We start from the raw sequence: 21,309 nt of genomic DNA on the forward strand, positions 1-21,309 counted from the left end.
TGCTCTGTGATGTTGTGCTTCTTGCACAGGGCCTTGATCGGCATCGCGCCGGCCTCGGCCTCGCGAAGGATCGAGATGATCTGCTCGTCGGTGAAACGCTTCTTCATGAGTTCTCCTTGCCTGTTGAGGGTAGAGAACTCACCATCCGCATGGCTACACGATTCGTCTCAGGTCAGCACCTGCAGCGCGATCGAGAGGCCGCGTTGAGCGACGCGCTGCAGCGCGCGCGTGACGAGAGCCAGCGCCTGGCGATCGATCTCGCCAGCGCCAACGGCCAGCTCTCCGCGGCTGCAAGTCAGATCGCCGCGGCCGAGGATCGCGCTCGTGTCGCGGAGGCACGGCTCGATCGGGCGCTGGCCGAGGTACAAGCGCGAACGCCTGAAACCACATCGGCCGACCAGGCCGCGCCGCGGAAGCGGCGCTGAGAAAAACGAAGGCCCACGTCGGCGGGCCTTCTTATACGGACCTCTTGGCTATCCCGACACGTGGGTCGAGACCCCGAAGGGCGGGGTCAACGCTCGGCTCGCGCCCATCCGCTTATACGCTGACCTGGCAATCGTACTGGATAGTTGCCGCTCGCGCAGCGCCAGCAGTTCGAGAAAATTTTATCCGGCAACTTCATGAAGCGATGGGGGTTTTCGGATTCTGTGGGGCATTTTTACACGTATCTCGGCTGTACCCCGTATTCGCGCCCGATGCCGACTGGATCTTCTCGAGCGACTTCGATCCGGAATGACCGGGCGAAGAAACGACGGCGGACCGCGGCGGCGCCGTACCCACGAGCGCCGCCGCGGGCCGGCTCAGCTCTTGAGTCGTGCCAGGATGCGCCGTGCGAGGTAGCTCCAGCGGCTCATGCGGCCGTTTTCGATCGCCGCCTTGGCCTGTTCGAGCTGTTCGGTCAGGCTGGCGAGGTCGCGATACAGACGCTGATTGTGCTGGTCGCGGCGCTTGAGCAGCACGCGCAGCGTCTGCAGGTCGGCCTCGTCGAGCGTGCGGCCGGCACGGATGTGGGCCGGCAGCGGGCGGTCGACGTAGATCGTCGAGTGCGTGCCGGCCAGTTCCTCGGCCGGCCGGTCGCGCGTATAGAAGTACAGCGCGATCGAGCGCCGGCTGAGGTCGCCATGTTCGGCGGGAATCTCGATGCGCGGAAAGCCGTGCCAGCTCCATTCGGTCGTCTCGAAGATCACGCAGCGGTTGAACGCCGGCGTGATCGTGGTCACGCGATCCTCGTCCGAGCGCGGATCCGAATGCAGTTCGAGGCTGCCGCCCCAGGCGTCGTCCCAGAGCGGATTGAGGTAGACGATCAGGTTCAGCCGGCGATGCCACGGTTCCACCGGGTGGCGGTTGAAGTCGATGTGCGGATCCAGATCCTGGCCGGTGCGGTTCTCGTGCGTGCCGCCGCCGAAATACCACGGGTCGTAGAGCAGATCGCCGATGCCGGTCACGCGGCCGACCCAGTCGAGGAACGGACGCGTCTGGATCAGATCGTCCAGCGCCAGGTAGGCCGGTCCGAGGTCGCGGATCCGCTCGACCGTCGACTTGGCTCCCAGTTCGCCGGCCTCGTTGCGCGCATTGCCGCGCGCGAAGTCCGGAAACTGCTCGAGCAGGTGGCGCGCGTAGATGTCGCTGAAGAAGCCGTCGATGACGAGGTGGCGGAACGGCTCGCGGCGCGCGAACGCGGCGGCATGGCGCTGCGCGTCGGCCAGTACGTCGGGAGCGATCAGGTCGTCGGCACGAAGATTCATGGCGGCAGGCTATCGGGTATCGAAGAGGGGGCTGAGACGTCGGTCGAGCCGAGGCGCACCAGCACGACCTCGCCGGCGCCGGTCAGGATCGTGCGCTGTGCAGCGTCCGCGCCGAAATCGATCCGCAGCGTGTCGCCGAGCGCAGCGTCGAGGCGTTCGCCGCCGCGCTCTGCAGTCACCGCACCGGCGTGGACGTGGACCAGCCAGGTGTCGCCGGGTGCACCGTGCAGCAGCATCGCATCGACCAGCGGGCGCGCATGGACCTCGGCGCGGATCGCGCCGCGCCGCGTCATCACGTTGAAGTCGCGCGTCGGGCCGGCCAGCAGCCGGCAATCGACCGCGGCCTCGCCCGGGAATGCGACCTGCGCGAAACGCCGCGACAGGCGCTGCGCGGGCAGGGCGTCGATGTCGAGCTCGATGCCGCTGCCGTCGAGCAGCATCAGCACGCGGTCGATGCCGGGGAAATGCGAGAACGGACCGTCGCGCTCGATCGTCGCGATGCTGACGCGCCAGAGCAGGCCGGCGGTGTCCTCGTGCAGCGCGATCTCGGTGGTCCAGCCGCCGTCGTTCTTCCAGCGCAGGCGCCGGTAGTCCGACGCGCGCAGCCGCTGCAACTGGTGCGAATCCTTCGCGTTCATCGTACTCAGCCGTCGGTTTCGGACGGATAGTAGGTATAGACCAGGGTGGCCTTGCCGAGGAAGTCGATCGTCGTGTTCTGGCGGCCGCCGAGGCGGCGCGCGACGCGCTCCGACGCGCTGTTCTCGACGCGGATCAGGCTGATCACGCGCGAAAGGCCCATCGTATCGAAAGCGTGGCGCAGCACGCGCGTGGCGGCCTCGGTCGCGTAGCCCTGATGACGATGTTCCGGCGCCAGCATCCAGCCGAGCTCGACGTCGGGCCAGCCGTCAGGATTGTGCAGGCCGACGCGGCCGACGAACCGACCGGTCTCGCGCAGCTCGACCGCCCACATGCCGTAGCCGCGCAGCATCCAGTGGCCGAGCAGCATCGCCATCGAGCGCCAGGCGTTCATGCGGTCCAGCGGCAGGCCGTCGCCGATGAAGCGCGTGCTCGACTCGTCGGCCAGCATCGCCGCGTAGGTTTCGAAATGGTGGTTGCCGAGCGCGGTCAGCCGCAGGCGCTCGGTCTCGAGAACGGGTATAGCGATCATGGTCGACGCCGGTCAGGTCAGCAGCGCAGCGAGCTCTCGCGTGGAGGTGGCCAGGCTTTCCTGCCAGGTATAGCCGACGATCGGCTGACCGGTCCGCGCATCGCGGAAATCCTCTTCCTGCCCAGGGGCGAGCAGGTGCCGGTAGTCGACGGTGATTTCGCTGCCGGCGGACAGGTCCGCAGCCGCGAAGATGAAACCCAGATGCCACAGGCCGGTGGGCTCGAACGCATGATTGACGTAGCACTCGTCGGGCCAGTCGGTCGAGACCGTGTAGCGGTCCTCGAACCAGCGCACCGTGGCCGGCAGCAGCCGTGCCGCGTCCGGATGCGCGAGGATGTCCTCGAAGCGGTGCACGCGATCGATCGCGTCCGGGGCGACCAGCAGCCGTCCACGCGCGACCGGCTCGTCGACGAACAAGCCCTGGCCTGCGCCCGCGATCGACGACGGGCCGATGTGATAGCTGGGGAGAATCATGCGCGCACCACCGCCCTCGGCGGGTGCGCAGTCTAGCACCGCTGTCGCGCCGGTGCCCCGGGCCGGACGCCGCGCGGCGCGGCACGCGAAAGATCGTGACCGATGGCGGTTGCGAACGAACGGCGCGTGCCGTCTGGACGTTCCTCCTCGCCGATGGCGCCCGTGCCGCCCGACACGGCACGGGCGCCGGACCGGCTCAGTCGCTCTTGGCGACCGCGCGGGCGGGCTTGGACTTGCCGCCGGCGCCGACCTGGATCGTGTCGCGGTTCTTCTCGATCGTCGCCAGGCCGATGCCCTTGACCTTGGTCAGATCCTCGGCGCTCGCGAACGGACCGTTCGCGTCGCGGTAGGCGACGATCGCCTCGGCCTTGGCCAGGCCCACGCCGTTGAGTTCCTCGGCGAGGGTCTGGGCATCGGCGCTGTTGATGTCGACCGCGCCGGCCAGCGTCGGGAACGCCAGTGCGACGCCGAGTGCGAGCGCGCCGAGCGCGTGACGGATCGTGTGGATCGCTTTCATGGGATGCTCCTTGTCTCCAGTGATGGCCGCGACCGGCGGCCTTCGGTTGCCGCAGCGGGGGCGGTCGCGCCGGCCATCTGCGGTGGAGACACGTTAGCGGCGGCACGCGCCGGCCGCGTCGGCGTTATCGCGCGTCCCGGCGTCCGCGAGCGCCGGCATCGGGCGTGCGACATTTCCGGCATCCGGTAGGAGATTTCGCACCGCGATCGCCGCCAGGCAACGCGCGGCCGCGGCACTGCCGCGCGATCGTCGGCATGCGCGGGCGGCATCGCGGGTGGCGCGCTAGAATGCGCGTTTCCTCGCAACGGAGCCTCCATGGACACGCGCGAAATCAGCCGCTACGTCGGCGCGCTGTGGGACGAGCAGATCGTTCCGCAGCTGGTCGAGTACATCAAGATCCCGAACAAGTCGCCGATGTTCGACGCGCAGTGGGCCGAGCACGGCCACATGGACCGCGCGGTCGCGCTGATGGAAGCGTGGGCGCGCGCGCAGCCGATCCCGGGCATGCAGCTGGAGGTGGTGCGCCTGCCGGGCCGCACGCCGCTGATCTTCATCGAGATCCCGGGCCAGGGCGAGGACTGCGTGCTGCTCTACGGCCACCTCGACAAGCAGCCGGAGATGACCGGCTGGGCCGAGCATCTGGGCCCGTGGAAGCCGGTCATCGAGGGCGACAAGCTCTACGGCCGCGGCGGCGCCGACGACGGCTACGCGATCTTCGGCTCGCTGGCGGCGATCCTCGCACTGCAGGCGCAGCAGATCCCGCACGCGCGCTGCGTCGTGATGATCGAGGCCTGCGAGGAATCGGGCAGCTACGACCTGCCGTACTACGTCGACCACCTGGCCGAGCGCATCGGCAAGCCGTCGCTGATCGTCTGCCTCGACTCGGGCTGCGGCAACTACGAGCAGATGTGGCTGACCACCTCGCTGCGCGGCATGACCGGCGGCAACCTCACGGTCAAGGTGCTCGAGGAAGGCGTGCACTCCGGCGATGCCTCGGGCGTGGTCGCCTCGAGCTTCCGCATCCTGCGCCAGGTGCTGTCGCGGCTCGAGGACGAGACCAGCGGCGCGATCGTGCCGAAGGAGCTCTACGTCGAGGTGCCCGAACAGCGCCGCGAGCAGGCCGCGCACGCCGCCGAGGTGCTCGGCACCGACGTCTATTCGAAGTTTCCGTTCGTCGACGGCATGCGGCCGATGAGCGAGGATCTCGGCGAGCTGGTGCTCAACCGAACCTGGCGCCCGGCGCTGTCGGTGACTGGCGCCGGCGGCATTCCGGCGCTCGATTCGGCCGGCAACGTGCTGCGCCCGTTCACCGCGGTCAAGCTGTCGCTGCGGCTGCCGCCGACGCTGGACGCGATCAAGGCCGGCGAGTTCCTCAAGCGCCTGCTCGAGAACGACCCGCCGTACGGCGCCAAGGTGACGTTCGATCTGGAAAAGGCCGGCAGCGGCTGGAACGCGCCTGCGCTGGCGCCCTGGCTCGAGCAGTCGGTCGACACCGCCTCGCGCACGTTCTTCGGTCCGCCGCCGGCCTACATGGGCGAGGGCGGCTCGATCCCGTTCATGGGCATGCTCGGCGAGAAGTTTCCGGGCGCGCAGTTCCTGATCACCGGCGTGCTCGGTCCGCACTCCAATGCGCACGGACCGAACGAGTTCCTGCACATCCCGACCGGCAAGCGCGTCAGCGCGGCGGTCGCGCAGGTCGTCGCCGATCACTATCGCGCCAGCGAGCAGGGCCTGACCCGCGGCGTGGCGGCCAGCGGCGCGCACACGGTCAAGGGCGGCGACGGCTGCTGCTGAGCATGGATCATCCGCATGGCGTCTTCGCGATCGACACCGGCTTCTTCCGGCCGCGTTTCGACGCCAGCCATCTGATCGTCGAGCGCGGCCGCGCCGCGTTCGTCGATGTCGGCACCAACCACTCGGTGCCGGCGCTGCTCGATGCGCTGACGGCCGACGGACTGGCGCCGGACGCCGTCGACTGGGTAATCCTGACCCACGTGCATCTGGACCACGCCGGCGGCGCCGGCGCGCTGCTCGAGCAGTTGCCGAACGCGCGGCTGGTCGTGCATCCGCGCGGCGCGCGCCACATGATCGATCCGGCCAAGCTCGTCGCCGGCGCCTCGGCCGTCTACGGCGAGGACGAGGTGCGGCGCACCTACGGCGATCTGGTCCCGGTGCCGGCGGCGCGCGTCGTCGAGGCTGCCGACGGCCACGTCGTCGACCTCGCCGGACGGCCGCTGCTATGCCTGGACACGCCCGGCCATGCCTACCATCACCTGTGCGTCTGGGATGCGCGCAGCCGCAGCGCGTTCACCGGCGATACCTTCGGCCTGTCGTATCGCGAGTTCGACAGTGCGCGCGGCGCGTTCATCGTGCCGACGACCACGCCGGTGCAGTTCGATCCGCCGGCGCTCAAGGCCTCGATCGCGCGCCTGCTCGCGCTGGCGCCGGAGGCGATGTACCTGACCCACTACAGCCGCGTCGAGGACGTCGCGCGGCTCGGCCGCGACCTGATCGAGCAGATCGACGCGATGGTCGCGATCGCGCAGGCGCGTGCCGATGCGCCGGACCGCCACGTACGCATCGTCGAGGATCTGGCCGCGCTGTACCTGCCGCGCGCGGTCGCCCACGGCAGCGCGCTCACGCAGACGCAGATGCGCGAGCTGCTCGCGATGGACCTGGAGCTCAATGCGCAGGGACTGGAGGTATGGCTCGACCGCGAGCGCGCGGCGGCCGCCGGCGGCTGAGCGCCCGGCCGGCGGCCGCGGCGATCACGGCAGTTCGCCGTCGAAGCCGTCGCTGAAGATGCCGTCCCCGGCGGCCGCGCGCGCGACGAAGACGCCGCTGCCCCATTCGGTCTGGTTGTCGCCGTCCGGGTGCAGGCCGGCGACGAAGACGATGTCGCCGTTGTCGTTGATCCCGGGCGCGCCGCTGAAGACCGGGCTGCTGTCGTGCTGGCCGATCTGGCCGGTGCCGAGGTCGGTCTGCACGCGATCGCCCTTGCCGGCCACGCGCAGCAGGGTCTGGCCGTCGCCGACGTAGACCGCCTGTCCCTGCGCATCGCGCGCACGGAACGCGACCATGCCGTGCACGTTGATGACCGGCGCGAACGCGTCGAGCTCGAGAATCGGACCGGACGGATCGACGCGTGCGATCTCGGTGGCCTGTACCCCGCTGCCGGTCGGCGTCAAGCGGTAGACCGCGCGCTGATTGCCGGCGGCCAGGCGCACGACGACGGCGACCTCGCCGGTCAGGTTCATCGCGACCGTGTTGTCGAACGCGACGAACGGCGAGCCCGGATCGGTATCGGTGTCGACCGCCATCGTCTCGTAGGCGCCGCCGGTATCGAATACGCGGATCTCGTCCTTGTTGAAGTTGCCGGGCGGGCCGACGCTGACCTTGGCGGCGATGCGCCGCGCGTCGTTCATCGACGGCGTGTAGATGTACGAGTACGGGCTGCCCGGATCGATGCCGTTGTCGACGATGTGCAGCAGCGAGCTGCCGGCGCCGGTCGAGGCCAGACCCGAACCGCCCGGCAGGCCGGCGCGGTAGCCGACCACGCCGTCGGCGTTGATCGTCTGGCCGTTGAACGAGCTCGGCGTGATCGGCAGCGTGTTGACCGGCGCGGACGCCGCGGCCAGCGGGTCGTAGATCCACAGCCGGTAGGCGTCGCCGTGCGTGTAGTAGACGATCTTGCCGTCGCGGTTGATGCCGACGCGGTCGGAGATGAATTCGGCCGGTGCCTGGTGCGTCTGCACGATGCCGCCGACGCCGTTGGCGCCGGACCAGATGCCGACGCCGGTATTGGACAGGTTGCCGTCGATCGGCACCACCTGCACCGGGAATGCGACGGTGCCGGCCTCGTTGATCGAGGCGGTGATGCTGTTGAACGAGGAGCCGGGCGGCAGGTTCCAGCCCTCGTCGTTGACGATCAGATTGGTGCGCGCCTGCAGCTGCGGGGCGGCATAGGTCGGCAGCGCGGCGTGCAGCGGTGCCGAAGCGAGGAGGGCGGTCAGCAGACCGCCGGCGAGCGGATCAAGGCGCATGAGTCGTCTCGGTTGCAGGGGACGTCCGCGCCGCGCGCCGGGCACGGCGGGGAGCGACACCCTACGACGTCGAACGCCGCGAGGCAACGCCGGCGGCACGCAGGCGCGGCGGCAGCCGCACCCGCGTGCCGGGGCTTCACCAGATCTTCACCTGCGCCTCGCCGCTGCGCACCATCGCATCGCCCGGCTTGCAGTCGAACGCCTTCGCGAACGCGTCGAGATTCGACGGTGCGCCGATCGCCCGATAGACCGTCGGCGAGTGCGGATCGGTGTTGAGCTGCACCTCCAGGCGCTGCGGCAGGATGCTACCGCGCCAGATGCGCGCCCAGCTCAGGAAGAAGCGCTGGTCCGGCGTGTAGCCGTCGATCTGCACGTTGCGCTCGGGATGCTCGGCGAGCGCCGCGTGCAGCGCGTCGTAGGCGATGCTGAGGCCGCCGAGGTCGGCGATGTTCTCGCCAAGCGTGAGCTGGCCGTTGACGTGCTTGCCGGGCAGCGGCTGGTAGGCGTCGAACTGCTTGACCAGCACGTCGGTGCGCGCCTCGAAGGCCTTGCGGTCGGCATCGGTCCACCAGTTGGCGTTGTTGCCCTTGGCGTCGAACTGGCTGCCCTCGTCGTCGAAGCCGTGCGTGGCCTCATGGCCGATCACCGCGCCGATGCCGCCGTAGTTGATCGCGTCGTCGGCCTTGGCGTCGAAGAACGGCGGCTGCAGGATCGCGGCCGGGAAGTTGATCGTGTTGTCGGTGGGGTTGTAGTAGGCGTTGACGGTCTGCGGCGTCATGCTCCACTCCAGACGGTCGGTCGGCGTGCCGATGCGCGCCACGTCGTAGGCGTGGTTGAAGCGCGTGGCGGCCAGCACGTTGGCGAAGTAGTCGTCCGGTACGACGGTCAGGCCCGACCAGTCGCGCCATTGCTCCGGATAGCCGATCTTCGGCAGGAAGCTCGCCCACTTCTCGAGCGCCTTGGCCTTGGTCGTGTCGCTCATCCAGTCCAGGTTCTCGATGCGCATCTTCAGCGCGGCCTGCATGTTGTCGATCAGGTCCTGCGCGCGCGCCTTGGACTCGGGCGGGAACGCGCGCGCGACGTAGAGCTCGCCGAGCGCCATGCCGATCTTGCCGTTGATCGTGCCGAGCACGCGCTTCCAGCGCGGCTCGATCTGCTTCTGGCCGTTCAGCGTCTTGTCGTTGAACGCGTAGCTTTCCTGCTGGAACGCCTGCGACAGGTATGGCGCGGCGCCGTCGATCGCGTGGAAGCGCAGATAGGCCTGCCAGGCCGCGATCGGCGTCTTGGCCAGCGCCTGGTCGAACGCCGCGAAGAACTTCGGCTGCGACAGCGAGAAGCCGTCGCTGACGTTGGCGTTCTGTGCCTTGAAGAACGCGTTCCAGTCGAAATGCGGCGTGATCTGGTTGGCTTCGGCGATGCTGACGAAATGGTATTGGTTTTCGGCCTTGCGCAGTTCCACCGGCGCGAACGAGGCCTTGGCCAGCGCGGTCTCGAACGCGAGCACGGCCTTGGCCTGCTCGGCCGCGGCCGCGGCCGGCGTGCCGGTCAGCTCGAGCAGCTTGGCGACGTAGGCGAGGTACGCCTCGCGCAGCGCGGCGTGCTCGTCCTTGTCGTAGTAGTCGCGCGTCGGCAGGCCGAGGCCGCCCTGGAACGCGTAGGCGATGCGGCGCGAGGAGTTCTTGTAGTCGGTCTCGGCGCCGAACGCGAACACGCTGGCGACGCCGCGATCGAAGCTGTCGATCAGGTATGCGACCAGATCCTCGCGCGAGGCCAGCGCATCGATCTTCGCGAGCTCGGGCTTGATCGGCTCGTAGCCGGCCTTCTCGACGGCCGCCTCATCCATGCCGGAGCGCCAGAACCAGCCGATCTTCTGCTCGATCGAGCCGGCCGCCGCCGCGTCGGCGCCGCGTTCGGCGTCCTCGACGATGCTGCGCTGGGTGTTGAGGCTCTCCTCGCGCAGCACGTCGAACGCGCCCCAGCGCGTGCGATCGGCCGGCACCGGATTGGCGGCGACCCACTTGGCGTTGACGTGGCCGTCCAGATCGGTGCAGGCGCCGATCGCCGGGTCGATCTCGGCGACGTCGAACGCGACGTGAGCGGCGGGTGCGGCGGATGCGGCGGGTGCGCTCGCCGGCGCAGCCGGCGTGGGTGCCGGCGTGGCGCCCGGGGCCGGCGCGTCGTGCTGCTGGGCGCAGCCGGCGATCGTCAGCACCAGGCCGATGGTCAGCGGCAAGGTCTTGCGCGGTGTCACGTGCATGAGGGGGTTTCCGTCGTCAAATGGCGCGCACCTTAAGGGCGCGGGCTCGCACAGGTCTGTGCCAGAGGTCACTGGCGGGGCGTCGGCCGCCGTGGTGACGATGCCGGCCGCATCCGCCGATGCCGGCGCGAGGCCGTAGGCGGAACCGTCAGGGGAACGCAGCGCGGTGCGCGAAGCGGTCATCGCGCGGTCGCGCCGGCGCTCAGTCCTCGGCGGCCTCGCGCTTGAGGCGCGCGGCCAGATCGCGGCCGAGCCAGGCGTCCAGTCCGCGGCGCGCCGCATAGATCAGCGGCGTCAGCGCCAGCGCGGCGACGAACTTGTAGAGGTAGTTGACGGTGCCGACCGCCAGGAACAGGCCGATCGGCCACTGCTGCGGGCCGAGTACGAAGGCGATGTAGAGCACGACGAAGCTGTCGATGAACTGCGAGACCAGGGTCGAACCGGTCGCGCGCAGCCAGATGTGGCGGTCTCCGGTACGGCGGCGGATCGCGTGGAAGATCGACACGTCGATCAGCTGGCCGATCAGGAACGCCGTGACCGAGCCGGCGATCGTCCACAGGCCCTGGCCGAAGATCGCCGCGAACGCGGTCTGCAGGTCGTCCACGCCCTGGTTGCGGCCGGCGCCGACCCACCACGACGCCGGCGCCAGATGGATCGCGGCGTATGCGAACGCGAATCCGTAGACGATCAGCACGACCGTCAGCCACGAGATCAGACGCACGCCGCGCCGCCCGAAGTACTCGTTGATGATGTCGGTCATCACGAACACGATCGGCCACAGCAGCACGCCGGCCGTGAAGTTCAGCGAGCCGGTCTGGCCGAACAGGTTCCAGTCCAGCGGCGCGAGGCCGAGCGTGTCCTCGAGCGCGAAGATCTTGACGCCGACGAACTCGGCGATCAGCGCATTGGCGACGAAGAAGCCCGACAGCACCAGGAGCAGCAGGCCGGCGCGCCGGCTGTCGCGATCGGCCGATCGGAAGAACGGAAGCATCGGATCTCCAGCGCGGGGCAGGGCGATGCGCAGGCGGCACGGCCGCGGCCAGCCCCCTGCGGCGTCGCGGGCGCCGCCGAGTATAGGGCGGCGCGCGGCACCCGTGAACGACGCGCCGCCGCGCCTGCTGACGCGCGCTTCGCGAACCGATACGCTCGCCGCGTGGATACGCCGCCCGCCGAGCCTGCCGCACCGATTGCCGCCGAAGCGGCCGCGGCGCAGATCGTCGTCGCGCTGATCGGCCTGCCCGGCGCCGGCAAGAGCACGATCGCGCGCGCACTCGAAGACCATCTGCGGCTGCGCCGGATCTGCCGCGACGCGATCCGCGCGGCGATGTTCCCGCGCTGCAGCTACAGCTTCCTGGAGAAGCGCGCGGCGTTCCGCGGCGTCGTGCAGGCGCTGGAGATCAACTGCATGCTCGGCGTGTCGAGCGTGCTCGACGGCATGACGTTCTCGGCGCGGGCCGACTACGAGCGCATCGTCGAGGCGGTCCGGCCGTTCGGCTTCGCGATGGTGCCGCTGTGGGTGGACTGCTCGCCAGAGCGCGCGCGCGAGCGCGTCCAGCGCGACCTCGCCGCCAATCGCCATCGCGCCGCCGACCGCACGCCCGACCTCGTCGACGAGGTCCGCCAGCGCGCACAGCCGCCGCCGGCCGATGCGCTGCGCATCGACGCCGAACAGCCGGCCTCGGCGATGTGCCGCGAGGCGGTCCGGCTGGTCGCGGCGCGACTGCAGGGCGAGCAGACCTGAGCGGATCCCTCGACCGATCGTGCGTCCGCCGATCGACCGGCACGGCCTGGTGCGCGCCGGCGCGCGGCTCGCCGTGCGCAGTCACCACCGTGCAGCGGCAGGCGCGTCCACAGACCGCACCCGCGACGCGTGCGTTCCGGTCAGGCGCTCGCCGGTCCGCGCTTGCGCTTGACGTAGACCTGCTTGCGCACGCGCGCCACCAGCTCGCCGTTCGCGGTGCGGACCTCGACCGGCAGCCAGTGCAGATACTTGTCGCCGCTGCCGGTCTGCGCGCGGATCGCATCGAGCAGGATTTCGTCGATGCGGAACTCGGCGTAGACGGTCTCGCGGCCCGGCGCGACGAATTCGATCTCGGCGGCCTTGTCCCAGACGGTGTAGTCGCGGCCGAGGCAGTGCATCAGCAGCAGCATCCAGAACGGATCGGTCATCGCGAACAGGCTGCCGCCGAAATGCACGCCGACGTAGTTGCCGTTGTACCAGCGCCGTCGCAGGGCGACGCGCGCGCTGCGCCAGTCGGCACCGAGCTCGAGCACGCGGATGCCCGAGAACAGGAACGGCGGCCAGAGATTCATGATGTGACGCAGGCGCGAGGGCTTCATCGGGCGGCCGTCAGTACGGTGGCGTAGGGTGGGGGCCGTTAGCGTGCAGCGCCGCGTCGAAAAACGAAAGCCCGGATCGTGCGCGCCGGCACCGAGCAGGCCGCGTCGGCGGTCGCGATGGCCGCCGCGGCGAACCGTCCGGCATTCGTCGGTCGGTCTGCGTGCGGGCCGCGTCCGCCTGCCGAGGCGTGGCAAGGCGCTGCAACGGCGAGCGCGCTGCGCAGATCGATTCACCGGGCGGCACCCGGCGGCGCAGCCCGGGGCGCCGGCGTACGGCGGGGCGTCACGCCGTTGCGGTCGAGCGAATGTGCCGCACCGGCACATCGGCCGGCACGATCGAGGCCGGCCGCGCCGGCCCCGATCGTCGGTCGCGCGGCAGTTCGCAGCCGCCGTGTCGGTCAGAACAGCAGCGAGGACATGCGCCGGCGGTAGGTGCCGACCAGTTCTTCGTCGTCGAGGATCGAGAACGCGGCGATCAGGCGCTTCTTGGCGCGGCCTTCGTTCCAGTCGCGGTCGGCCTTGAGGATCGTCAGGAACTGGTCCAGACCGGCCGCGGCTTCGCCTTCGGCGAGCAGGCGAATGCCGAGCTGCTCGCGCGCGGCGTGATCGTTCTCGTCGCGGGCCAGGCGCAAGCGCAGCTCGTCGGTCGGCGCTGCGTCGGCCAGCAGACGCGCGAATTCGAGCTGGCCGCGCAGACGGCGCGCACGGTCGTCGGTCGCCAGGTTCGCCGGCAGCGCGTCGAGCTCGGCTTCGGCCGCCGCCGCCTCGCCGTTGCGCATCAGCGCGACCGCGAGGTCGAGCCGGAGCTCGGCCTTGTCGGGATCGGCGGCGATCTCGCCGCGCAGCCGCGCGACCGCATCGGCGGCCGGCTCGGGCGGGACGGCAGCGGTCTCGCCCGGCGCCTCGTCGGCCGGCTCGGCCGGCTGCACGTGACGCGACAGGAACTCGCGCAGCTCGCTCTCGGGCAGCGCGCCGGCAAAGCCGTCGACCAGCTGGCCCTGGTTGACCAGGACCACGGTCGGAATGCTGCGCACGCCGAACATCGCCGCAAGCTGCTGCTCCTTGTCGACGTCGACCTTGGCCAGCCGCACCGCGCCGTGATAGCTCGCCACGACCTTCTCGAGCAGCGGACCGAGCGACTTGCACGGCCCGCACCACTCGGCCCAGAAGTCGACCAGGACCGGCTGCTCCAGCGAGGCCTGCAGCACCTCGGTCTCGAAGGTCTCGGTGGTGGCGTCGAATACGTACGGCGAATCAGTAGCGGGCAATGCGGACACGGCGGATTCCTGGTTCGGCGCGGCAGCGGCCGCGACGGTGAGAGCGAGCGCAAGAGGTCGGGACGGGCGGAAGGATATCAAGCATCGCCGGCCCGCCGGATTGACGCTTGGAGCGGACAATACGTAATGTATACATTACATCATGTCATGCAGGTTTGACCTATGCATCGTGTCCCTTCTGGGCTGTTCTGGCTGCTCGCGCCGGCTGCGCTCGGCCTCTGGCTGCTGGTCGCGATTCCGTCGCGCTGGCACGGCATCGATACCGGCTCGATCGGCGCCGGCGTGCTGCTCGCGGCGGCGGCCGCCGGCCTGTGGCTGTCCGGCCGCATCCCGGACGACGGAGGCTCGGCGCGTGCGCCGGGCGAGCAGGGGCGCTGGGTCGCCCTGGTCTTCACCGGTGCGGTCGGCGCGCTGATGCTGGCGCACGCCGGCGCGTTCGCCGCTGCGCGCACGATCGCCGAACTCGACGGCATCGGCCGGCCGGTCGCGATGCTGCTGGTCGGCTGGCTGATCCTGGCATCGGTCGCGCGGCGGCGGCCCGGTGCCGGCGTGCAGGAGGACGAGCGCGACCGCGCGGTCGCGCACGCGGCCGATGCCGCCTCGCATGTCGTGCTGGCACTGGCGGTGATCGCGATCGCGGTCACGCTGGGCCTGACGCCGCCGGCGCGGCTGGGCTGGGCCAGCCCGATCGCGGTCGCCAGCTTGTTGATGTTCGCGCTGGTCGCCGCCGCGTTCGCCGGTCATGTCGCCGCGCTGTGGCAGTACCGGCGCGACCGGGCGTGAACGCGACGCCGGTCGGCAACCACATCCGCCGGCTGCGCTTCGACGCCGGCGAGATGACCCAGGGCGCGCTCGCCGAGCGCGTCGGCATCACGCGCCAGACCGTCATCGCGCTCGAGGCTGGCCGCTATGCGCCGTCGCTGGAGCTGGCGTTCCGGATCGCGCAGGCGTTCGGCAGGGAGATCGGCGAGGTGTTCTTCTGGAAGGGTTGAGCGCCCGGCCTGGCGCACGCGCGACAACGGCGCGCGTGCGCTGCCCTCGTGCCCGCAGCGCCGATCGCCTCCCGAGGCGATGCTCGCCTCGCCGTGCCGCAGCCCGGACCGGCCGCGCTGCCCCGATCACGCGCAGCTTGCGGCCGAGCGTCCCGGGCCTGATCGACCGGATCGGTCCGGCCGCGCGATCCGTCCCTGGATCGCATGCGGCAGCAGGCCGTTTCGTCAGTGCGCGGTCTCGATCCGCTGCGGCGGCTTGCCGCCGTCGCCGTCGAGCCGGTCGCCGAGCAGACGCCGCACGATCACGTAGAAGATCGGGATCAGCAGCACGCCGAGGAACGTCGCGAACAGCATGCCGCCGATCACGCCGGTGCCGATCGAGTGGCGCGAGTTGGCGCCGGCGCCGCTCGACAGCGCCAGCGGCAGCACGCCGAGGATGAACGCCAGCGAGGTCATCAGGATCGGACGCAGGCGCAGGCGCGCCGCCTCGATGACGCCTTCGCGCAGCGTCTTGCCGGCCTGCTGCTGCTCGACCGCGAACTCGACGATCAGGATCGCGTTCTTCGCGGCCAGGCCGACCACGGTGATCAGGCCGATCTTGAAGTAGATGTCGTTGGGCAGGCCGCGCAGCCAGGTCGCGACGATGCAGCCGAGCACGCCGAGCGGCACGACCAGCAGCACCGAGGTCGGAATCGACCAGCTCTCGTAGAGCGCGGCCAGGCACAGGAACACCACGACCAGCGACAGGATGTAGAGCATCGTCTGCTGGTTGCCGGACAGGATCTCCTGATAGGACATGCCGGCCCAGTCGAAGCCGATGCCGTCGGGCAGCTCGTCGATCAGGGCGCGCATCCGGTCCATCGCATCGCCGGAGCTGCTGCCCGGCGCCGGATTGCCGACGATCTCGATCGCCGAGTAGCCGTTGAAGCGGATCAGCGACGGCGAGGAACTGGTCCACTCGGTGTTGACGACGCTCGACAGCGGAATCATCAGCTGGCCGTTGGCGGCGGTCGTGCCGAGCGTGCTCGCGGGCAGCGTCGAGGGCGTGTAGAACTGCTTGAGCGCCTCGGGCGAGCTGCGGAACTGCGCATCGGCCTGGACCACGACGCGCTTGACGCGGCCCTGGTAGAAAAAGTCGTTGACGTAGTTGGGCGCCAGGAAGGTCTGCAGCGAGGCGTAGACGTCGCTGACCGACAGGCCCAGCGCCTCGGCCTGCGTGCGGTCGACCGTCATCTTGATCTGCGGCGCATCCTCCAGGCCGTTCGGACGGACCGCGGCCAGGCCCGAGTCGGGCGCGTTGGCCTTGCCGAGCAGCTGGTTGCGCGCCTCGACGAGGCGCTGGTAGCCCAGGCCCGAACGGTCCTGCAGGAACAGGTCGAAACCGCCGAACTGGCCCAGGCCCTGCACGGTCGGCAGGTTGACGACGAAGATCTGCGCGCCCTTGATGTCCGACAGCGCGCCGTTGGCCTGACCGATGAACTCGGTCGCGGTGATGTCGCGCTCGCTCCAGTCCTTGAGTCGGATGAAGCCCATGCCGACGTTCTCGCCGAGGCCGAGGAAGCTGAAGCCGGAGATCTGCATGAAGCCCTCGAACGCCGGATTCTTCTCGAGGCGCTCGCGGATCTGGCCCATCACGCCCTGGTTGCGCGCCATCGTCGAGCCCGGCGGCAGCTGCACGATCGCCAGCGCGTAGCCCTGGTCCTCCTCGGGCAGGAAGCCGGTCGGCAGCTTCGTGAACAGGAAGCCGGCGCAGACGCTGAGTGCGACGAACAGCACCATCCAGCGCGGCGCGTGGCGCACCGCCGAGGCGATGTGGCCGACGTAGGTGTGGGTCATCCAGTCGAAGAAGCGGTTGAACTGCCGGAACACGAGGTTCGGCTTGCCGTGGGTGGGCTTCAGGAAGCTCGCGCACAGCGCCGGCGTCAGCGACAGCGCGAGCAGGGCCGAGAAGCCCATCGACACCGCGATCGTCAGCGCGAACTGCCGGTAGATCTCGCCGGCCGCGCCGGACTGCATCGCCGAGGGCACGAACACGGCGGCCAGTACCACGGTGATCGCGATGATCGCGCCGGAGATCTGGCCCATCGCCTTGCGCGTGGCCTCCTTCGGCGACAGGCCTTCCTCGCTCATGATGCGCTCGACGTTCTCGATCACGACGATCGCGTCGTCGACGATGATGCCGATCGCCAGCACCATGCCGAACAGGCTGAGCTGGTTGATCGTGAAGCCGAGCGCGAGCATGCCGACGAAGGTGCCGAGCAGCGCGACCGGAATGACCAGGGTCGGGATGATCGTCGCGCGGAAGTTCTGCAGGAAGATCAGCATGACCAGGAAGACCAGCACGATCGCCTCGATCAGCGTGTGCACGACTTCGTTGATCGAGATGTTGACGAAGGTCGTCGAGTCGTACGGCGTGAACCAGACCACGCCGGCCGGGAAGCTCGCCGAGAGTTCGTCCATGCGCTTGCGCACCGCATCGGCCACCTGCAGCGCGTTGGCGCCCGGCAGCAGCTGGATCGCGAACGCGGCCAGCGGCTTGCCGTTGTACTGGGTGTCGAAGCCGAACGTGAACGCGCCGAACTCCACGCGCGCGACGTCGCGCAGACGCACCGTCGTGCCGTCGCTGTTGGCGCGCACGATGATGTTCTCGAACTGCTCGGGCTGCGTGAAGCGGCTGTCGGCCGAGATCGTCGCCATGAACTCCTGGCTCGGCAGCGCCGGCTGCGCGCCGATCGCGCCGGCGGCGAACTGCACGTTCTGCGCGCGGATCGCCGCGGTCAGCTGACTGGCCGAGAGCCCGTAGCCCTGCAGCTTGACCGGATCGACCCAGATGCGCATCGCGTATTCGGAGCCGAACTGCTGGGTCGCGCCGACGCCGTTGATGCGCGAGATCTGGTCGAGCACGCGCGAGGCGACGATGTCGTTGAGGCCGTTGCGGTCGATGCCGCCGTCGTCGGCGCGCAGGCCGACCACCATCAGGAAGCCGGCGGCGGCCTTGGCGACGACCACGCCCTGCTGGGTCACCTCGGCCGGCAGGCGCGGCTCGGCCTGCGCGACCTTGTTCTGCACCTGCACCTGGGCGGTGTCGGGGTCGGTGCCGGTCTGGAACGTGACGGTGATCTGCACGCGCCCGTTCGAGCTGGACTGCGAGCTGAAGTAGAGCAGGTTGTCGATGCCGGTCAGCTGCTGCTCGATCACCTGGGTCACGGTCTGCTCGACCGTGTCGGCGCTGGCGCCGGCGTAGTTGGCGGTGATCGTGACCTGCGGCGGCGCGATCGTCGGATAGGACTCCACGCCGAGGCTGTAGATCGACAGCACGCCGGCGAGCGAGATCAGGATCGCGACCACCCAGGCGAAGACCGGGCGGTTGATGAAGAACTGTGCCATGAGCGTGCGTCCTCAGCCTTGAGCCGGCTGGGTGCCGGCCGTCTCGGCCGGTACCGGCCGGACCGGCTGGCCCGGCCGTGCCTTCTGTACGCCGCTGGCGACCAGGCGCTCGCCGTCTTGGATGCCGTCGGTGACGATCCAGGCGTCCTTGCGCAGCGTGTCGGCCTTGACCGCACGCCGCTCGACCTTGTCGCCTTCGCCGACGACCAGCACGTAGGCGCCCTGCGCGTCGCGCTGCAGGACCGACTGCGGAATCAGGAATGCGCGGTTGATCTGGCCGAGCGACAGGCTCGCGGTGACGTACATGCCCGGCAGCAGCGTGCGGTCCGGATTGGCGATCTGCGCGCGCAGCGCGACGCTGCCGGTGGCCGGATCGACGGTGACGTCGGAGAAGTCGAGCACGCCGGTCTTGCCGGTCGGCGTGCCGTCCTGGCGCGTCAGCGTCACCTCGGCCTTGTTCGGCTCAAGCAGCGTGATCGAGCCGGCCGCCGCGGACTGGCGCAGCTGGTCGAGGTCGGCGACGCTCAGCGTGAAGTTGGCGTAGACCGGATCGAGCTGGTCGATCGTCGTCAGCAGCGTCGCGGTGCCCTGGCCGACCAGGGCGCCCTCGGTGACCTGCTGCTGGCCGGCGCGGCCGGCGATCGGCGCGCGCACGGTCGCGTAGCCGAGGTTGATCTGCGCGGTCTGCACGGCGGCGCGTGCCTGCTGCACCTGGGCCGCGGTGGTGCGCTCGGCGGCCTCGGCGTTGTCGAGATCCGACTGCGATACGTAGTGCTTGCCGATCAGATCGCGCGCGCGCTTCGCGGTCGCCTTGGCATTGGTCGCCGCGGCCTGGGCCTGCGACAGTGCCGCCTGCGCCGAGGCCAGCGCGGCCTTGAGCGGCGCCGGATCGATCTCGAACAGCACGTCGCCTTCTTCGACGTCGCTGCCCTCGGCATAGACGCGCTTGACCAGGACGCCGGCCACGCGCGCGCGCACGTCGGCGCTGCGGAACGGCGAGAGCCGGCCGACCAGGTCGCGCGTCAGCGGCACGGCCTGCGCCTGCGCCTGGATCACGCCGACCTCCGGTGGCGGCGCGGCCGCGGGCGGCTCGCTCTTCTGGCAGGCGATCAGGGCCGAACAGGTCAGGGCCAGCGCGAGCATGCGGGGGATGCGGTTCATGACTGCTTCCTGGAAGGTGAAGACGGGGAATGAGGGGCGTAGGCGCGCAGGAACGCATCGACGGCGGTGCTGGCCCAGGCATCGCGCTCGCCGGCGGTGCGTCGCCGCGTCGTGCCGAACAGATGGCGCTCGGACTCCACGCCGATGCACAGGCCGAGGAACAGCTCGGCGGCAGTGTCCGCGTCGCCCTCGCGCAGGGCGCCGCGCTGCATCGCCTCGCCGAGCACGTCGGCGAGGCGATCGATCAGATGCGCCAGGCCGCCGCGATAGAGGCCCTGGGCGATGTCCGGGTAGCGTGGCGCCTCGGCGATCAGGATCCGCCGCCGCGCCTGCGTCTGCGGCGCGGCGAGCAGTTCGGCGTGTTCGCGCGCGAACGCGGTCAGCGTGCTGCGCAGATCGCCGGCCGGTTCGAGCCGTGCGGTGATCGGCGCCAGCAGGTCCTCGATCACGCAGCGGAACAGGTCGGCCTTGCTGCCGAAGTGCGCGTAGACGGTCTGTTTCGAGCAGCCGGCGCGTCGCGCGACGTCGTCCATGCTGGTCTGGTAGCCGCGTTCGAGCCAGAGCGCCTGGGCGGCGCCGCGAACGGCATCGCGCACGCGGTCCTGGCGCGCAGCGGGCGCGGGCGTCGGGGTCGGCTCCATCGCGTGGACTATACCGTCTAGTTCAATAATGGGGCGTAGTCTAGTGATCTGCGGCCGGAACGCAAGTGCGATCGGTGCGCGGATGCTTTCAGCGGCGCGGCGGTACCGGCGTGACCAGGCCGCGGCGAAGCCGGCGCGGCAGCGCCGGCGGCCGGAACCCGACGTGCGCGGAATGCTCGGACCGGCGCGGACGTCGCGGGTCAGTCCAGCGCGGCCAGCATTGCCTCGGCGCTCGAGACCGCGAACTCGCCCGGCGCCTCGACCTGCAGCATGCGGACGATCCCGTCGACGGCGTACAGCGCGAAGCGGCGGCTGCGCAGGCCCATGCCGTAGGCGCTGGCATCGAGCTCCAGGCCGAGCGCGCGCGTGAACTCGCCGTTGCCGTCGGCCAGCATCAGCAGATCCGGCGGCACGCCCTGGGTCGCGGCCCAGGCCTGCATGACGTAGGCATCGTTGACCGCCATGCACGCCACCTCGACGCCGCGGGCGCGGAATTCGGGCAGCAGCTTGACGTAGCCGGGCAGGTGGCGCGAGGAGCAGGTCGGCGTGAAGGCGCCGGGTACCGAAAACAGCACGATGCGGCGGTCGGCGAACAGGGCATCGGTACGGACCGGTCGCGGACCGTCCGCATCGATCAGGCTCACGCTGGCCGCCGGAATCGCCTGGCCGGTCTGGATGGTCACATCGCCGCTCCTGATGCGTGCGCGGCCGGCAGGGCCGGCCGGTAGTTGAATGGACGCTGATCATAGCCGCAGCGGCCGCTGCCGCGATTCGCCGCCGACTTGAAACCGCATCGCCGGTCCCTACGTACCGAGCCATCGCGGCGTCGCTGCCGCCCCCAACTTCGAGGTCATCGCCATGAGCATCATCCGTCATTCGCCCTGGAACGTCCGCAACGACCTGCAGCAGGAATTCCGCCAGGCGTTCGAGCGCTTCTTCAACGCCGAGGAAGGCGACCAGTCCAACGTCGTCACCAGCCAGTGGGCGCCGCGCGTGGACATCAAGGAAGAGGACAAGCGCTTCGTGATCCTGGCCGACGTGCCGGGCGTGGACCCGCAGTCGATCGAGATCAACATGGACAAGGGCATCCTGTCGCTGCGCGGCGAGCGCACCGCCGAGAGCAAGGAGGAGGGCGCCAAGTTCACGCGCGTGGAGCGCTCGCACGGGGTCTTCTACCGCCGCTTCGCGCTGCCCGACAGTGCCGATGCCGACGGCATCACCGCGCAGGGCAAGCACGGCGTGCTGGAGATTTCGATTCCGAAGAAGCCGGAAACGACCCCGCGCCGGATTACCATCAACAGCTGATC

At 70.0% G+C, this 21,309-nt stretch carries 22 protein-coding genes; 7 read left to right on the forward strand and 15 right to left on the reverse strand.

Annotated features, from left to right (window positions below; genetic code table 11):
• Positions 1 to 107, reverse strand: a 107-nt coding sequence (locus VMR06_RS06505) for a transposase (protein WP_325374655.1), incomplete at its 3' end; no start/stop codon positions are given.
• Between the two features lie 96 nt (positions 108 to 203).
• Between VMR06_RS06505 and VMR06_RS06510 the strand changes: the two genes are divergently transcribed.
• Positions 204 to 425 (forward strand): hypothetical protein, encoded by a 222-nt coding sequence (locus tag VMR06_RS06510; RefSeq protein WP_325374300.1) that lies wholly within the window; start codon positions 204 to 206, stop codon positions 423 to 425.
• Positions 426 to 800: 375 nt separating this feature from the next.
• Here the strand turns inward: VMR06_RS06510 and VMR06_RS06515 are convergent, their stop codons facing one another.
• The 5 genes from VMR06_RS06515 to VMR06_RS06535 all read right to left on the reverse strand — a co-directional run bounded on the left by VMR06_RS06515 (position 801) and on the right by VMR06_RS06535 (position 3,904).
• Complete coding sequence (locus tag VMR06_RS06515; RefSeq protein ID WP_325374302.1) at positions 801 to 1,745, reverse strand: 2OG-Fe(II) oxygenase; 945 nt, start codon at positions 1,743 to 1,745, stop codon at positions 801 to 803.
• The gene (locus VMR06_RS06520; protein WP_325374304.1) at positions 1,742 to 2,383 is read right to left on the reverse strand and encodes a HutD family protein; all 642 of its coding nucleotides are present in this window, start codon (positions 2,381 to 2,383) and stop codon (positions 1,742 to 1,744) included. Before VMR06_RS06520 ends, VMR06_RS06515 begins: the two co-directional genes overlap by 4 nt.
• A 5-nt stretch (positions 2,384 to 2,388) precedes the next feature.
• A complete protein-coding gene (locus VMR06_RS06525) occupies positions 2,389 to 2,913 on the reverse strand; it encodes a GNAT family N-acetyltransferase (protein WP_325374306.1) in 525 nt (174 codons plus the stop codon).
• Positions 2,914 to 2,925: 12 nt separating this feature from the next.
• Complete coding sequence (locus VMR06_RS06530) at positions 2,926 to 3,387, reverse strand: SET domain-containing protein (RefSeq protein ID WP_325374308.1); 462 nt, start codon at positions 3,385 to 3,387, stop codon at positions 2,926 to 2,928.
• A gap of 196 nt (positions 3,388 to 3,583) precedes the next feature.
• On the reverse strand, positions 3,584 to 3,904 hold the full coding sequence (locus VMR06_RS06535) for a ComEA family DNA-binding protein (protein ID WP_325374310.1): 321 nt from the start codon (positions 3,902 to 3,904) through the stop codon (positions 3,584 to 3,586).
• A gap of 315 nt (positions 3,905 to 4,219) precedes the next feature.
• On the opposite strand from VMR06_RS06535, the gene VMR06_RS06540 reads away from it, so the two are divergent.
• Together VMR06_RS06540 and VMR06_RS06545 are read left to right on the forward strand one after the other, a co-directional pair.
• Positions 4,220 to 5,698 (forward strand): M20 family metallopeptidase, encoded by a 1,479-nt coding sequence (locus tag VMR06_RS06540; protein WP_325374312.1) that lies wholly within the window; start codon positions 4,220 to 4,222, stop codon positions 5,696 to 5,698.
• A 2-nt stretch (positions 5,699 to 5,700) separates the two neighbouring features.
• Positions 5,701 to 6,648, forward strand: a complete 948-nt coding sequence (locus VMR06_RS06545; RefSeq protein WP_325374316.1) for an MBL fold metallo-hydrolase — start codon at positions 5,701 to 5,703, stop codon at positions 6,646 to 6,648.
• Between the two features lie 24 nt (positions 6,649 to 6,672).
• On the opposite strand, the gene VMR06_RS06550 is transcribed toward VMR06_RS06545, so the two are convergent.
• The 3 genes from VMR06_RS06550 to VMR06_RS06560 form a co-directional block, all read right to left on the reverse strand.
• Positions 6,673 to 7,947 carry a choice-of-anchor tandem repeat NxxGxxAF-containing protein gene (locus VMR06_RS06550; protein WP_325374318.1) on the reverse strand — a complete coding sequence of 425 codons (1,275 nt, stop codon included), beginning with the start codon at positions 7,945 to 7,947 and terminating at the stop codon, positions 6,673 to 6,675.
• A gap of 136 nt (positions 7,948 to 8,083) precedes the next feature.
• Positions 8,084 to 10,204 (reverse strand): M13 family metallopeptidase, encoded by a 2,121-nt coding sequence (locus tag VMR06_RS06555; protein ID WP_325374320.1) that lies wholly within the window; start codon positions 10,202 to 10,204, stop codon positions 8,084 to 8,086.
• Positions 10,205 to 10,406: 202 nt separating this feature from the next.
• Positions 10,407 to 11,195: a queuosine precursor transporter gene (locus tag VMR06_RS06560; protein WP_325374322.1), complete on the reverse strand. Its 789-nt coding sequence runs from the start codon at positions 11,193 to 11,195 to the stop codon at positions 10,407 to 10,409.
• Positions 11,196 to 11,357: 162 nt separating this feature from the next.
• On the opposite strand from VMR06_RS06560, the gene VMR06_RS06565 reads away from it, so the two are divergent.
• A complete protein-coding gene (locus VMR06_RS06565; RefSeq protein ID WP_325374325.1) occupies positions 11,358 to 11,945 on the forward strand; it encodes an AAA family ATPase in 588 nt (195 codons plus the stop codon).
• 140 nt (positions 11,946 to 12,085) lie between these two features.
• Here VMR06_RS06565 and VMR06_RS06570 read toward each other — a convergent pair whose 3' ends face one another.
• Both VMR06_RS06570 and trxA read right to left on the reverse strand, forming a co-directional pair.
• A complete protein-coding gene (locus tag VMR06_RS06570) occupies positions 12,086 to 12,544 on the reverse strand; it encodes a DUF4442 domain-containing protein (RefSeq protein ID WP_325374327.1) in 459 nt (152 codons plus the stop codon).
• A gap of 398 nt (positions 12,545 to 12,942) precedes the next feature.
• Complete coding sequence (gene trxA, locus VMR06_RS06575) at positions 12,943 to 13,812, reverse strand: thioredoxin (RefSeq protein ID WP_414648087.1); 870 nt, start codon at positions 13,810 to 13,812, stop codon at positions 12,943 to 12,945.
• 171 nt (positions 13,813 to 13,983) lie between these two features.
• On the opposite strand from trxA, the gene VMR06_RS06580 reads away from it, so the two are divergent.
• The gene (locus VMR06_RS06580; protein WP_325374331.1) at positions 13,984 to 14,604 is read left to right on the forward strand and encodes a hypothetical protein; all 621 of its coding nucleotides are present in this window, start codon (positions 13,984 to 13,986) and stop codon (positions 14,602 to 14,604) included.
• Positions 14,601 to 14,813: a helix-turn-helix transcriptional regulator gene (locus VMR06_RS06585; RefSeq protein WP_414648078.1), complete on the forward strand. Its 213-nt coding sequence runs from the start codon at positions 14,601 to 14,603 to the stop codon at positions 14,811 to 14,813. The genes VMR06_RS06580 and VMR06_RS06585 overlap by 4 nt, the downstream gene beginning before the upstream one ends.
• Positions 14,814 to 15,038: 225 nt before the next feature.
• Here VMR06_RS06585 and VMR06_RS06590 read toward each other — a convergent pair whose 3' ends face one another.
• From VMR06_RS06590 to VMR06_RS06605, 4 genes are all read right to left on the reverse strand, one after another.
• Complete coding sequence (locus tag VMR06_RS06590) at positions 15,039 to 18,200, reverse strand: efflux RND transporter permease subunit (RefSeq protein WP_325374333.1); 3,162 nt, start codon at positions 18,198 to 18,200, stop codon at positions 15,039 to 15,041.
• Between the two features lie 12 nt (positions 18,201 to 18,212).
• Positions 18,213 to 19,361, reverse strand: a complete 1,149-nt coding sequence (locus VMR06_RS06595) for an efflux RND transporter periplasmic adaptor subunit (protein ID WP_325374335.1) — start codon at positions 19,359 to 19,361, stop codon at positions 18,213 to 18,215.
• Positions 19,358 to 20,002 carry a TetR/AcrR family transcriptional regulator gene (locus VMR06_RS06600; protein ID WP_325374337.1) on the reverse strand — a complete coding sequence of 215 codons (645 nt, stop codon included), beginning with the start codon at positions 20,000 to 20,002 and terminating at the stop codon, positions 19,358 to 19,360. The genes VMR06_RS06595 and VMR06_RS06600 overlap by 4 nt, the downstream gene beginning before the upstream one ends.
• Before the next feature lie 200 nt (positions 20,003 to 20,202).
• Positions 20,203 to 20,685 (reverse strand): peroxiredoxin, encoded by a 483-nt coding sequence (locus tag VMR06_RS06605; protein WP_325374339.1) that lies wholly within the window; start codon positions 20,683 to 20,685, stop codon positions 20,203 to 20,205.
• A gap of 175 nt (positions 20,686 to 20,860) precedes the next feature.
• On the opposite strand from VMR06_RS06605, the gene VMR06_RS06610 reads away from it, so the two are divergent.
• Positions 20,861 to 21,307: an Hsp20/alpha crystallin family protein gene (locus VMR06_RS06610; RefSeq protein WP_325374341.1), complete on the forward strand. Its 447-nt coding sequence runs from the start codon at positions 20,861 to 20,863 to the stop codon at positions 21,305 to 21,307.
• Positions 21,308 to 21,309 lie beyond the last annotated feature (2 nt).

The organism is Dokdonella sp. (assembly GCF_035511235.1).
Lineage (GTDB): Bacteria > Pseudomonadota > Gammaproteobacteria > Xanthomonadales > Rhodanobacteraceae > Dokdonella.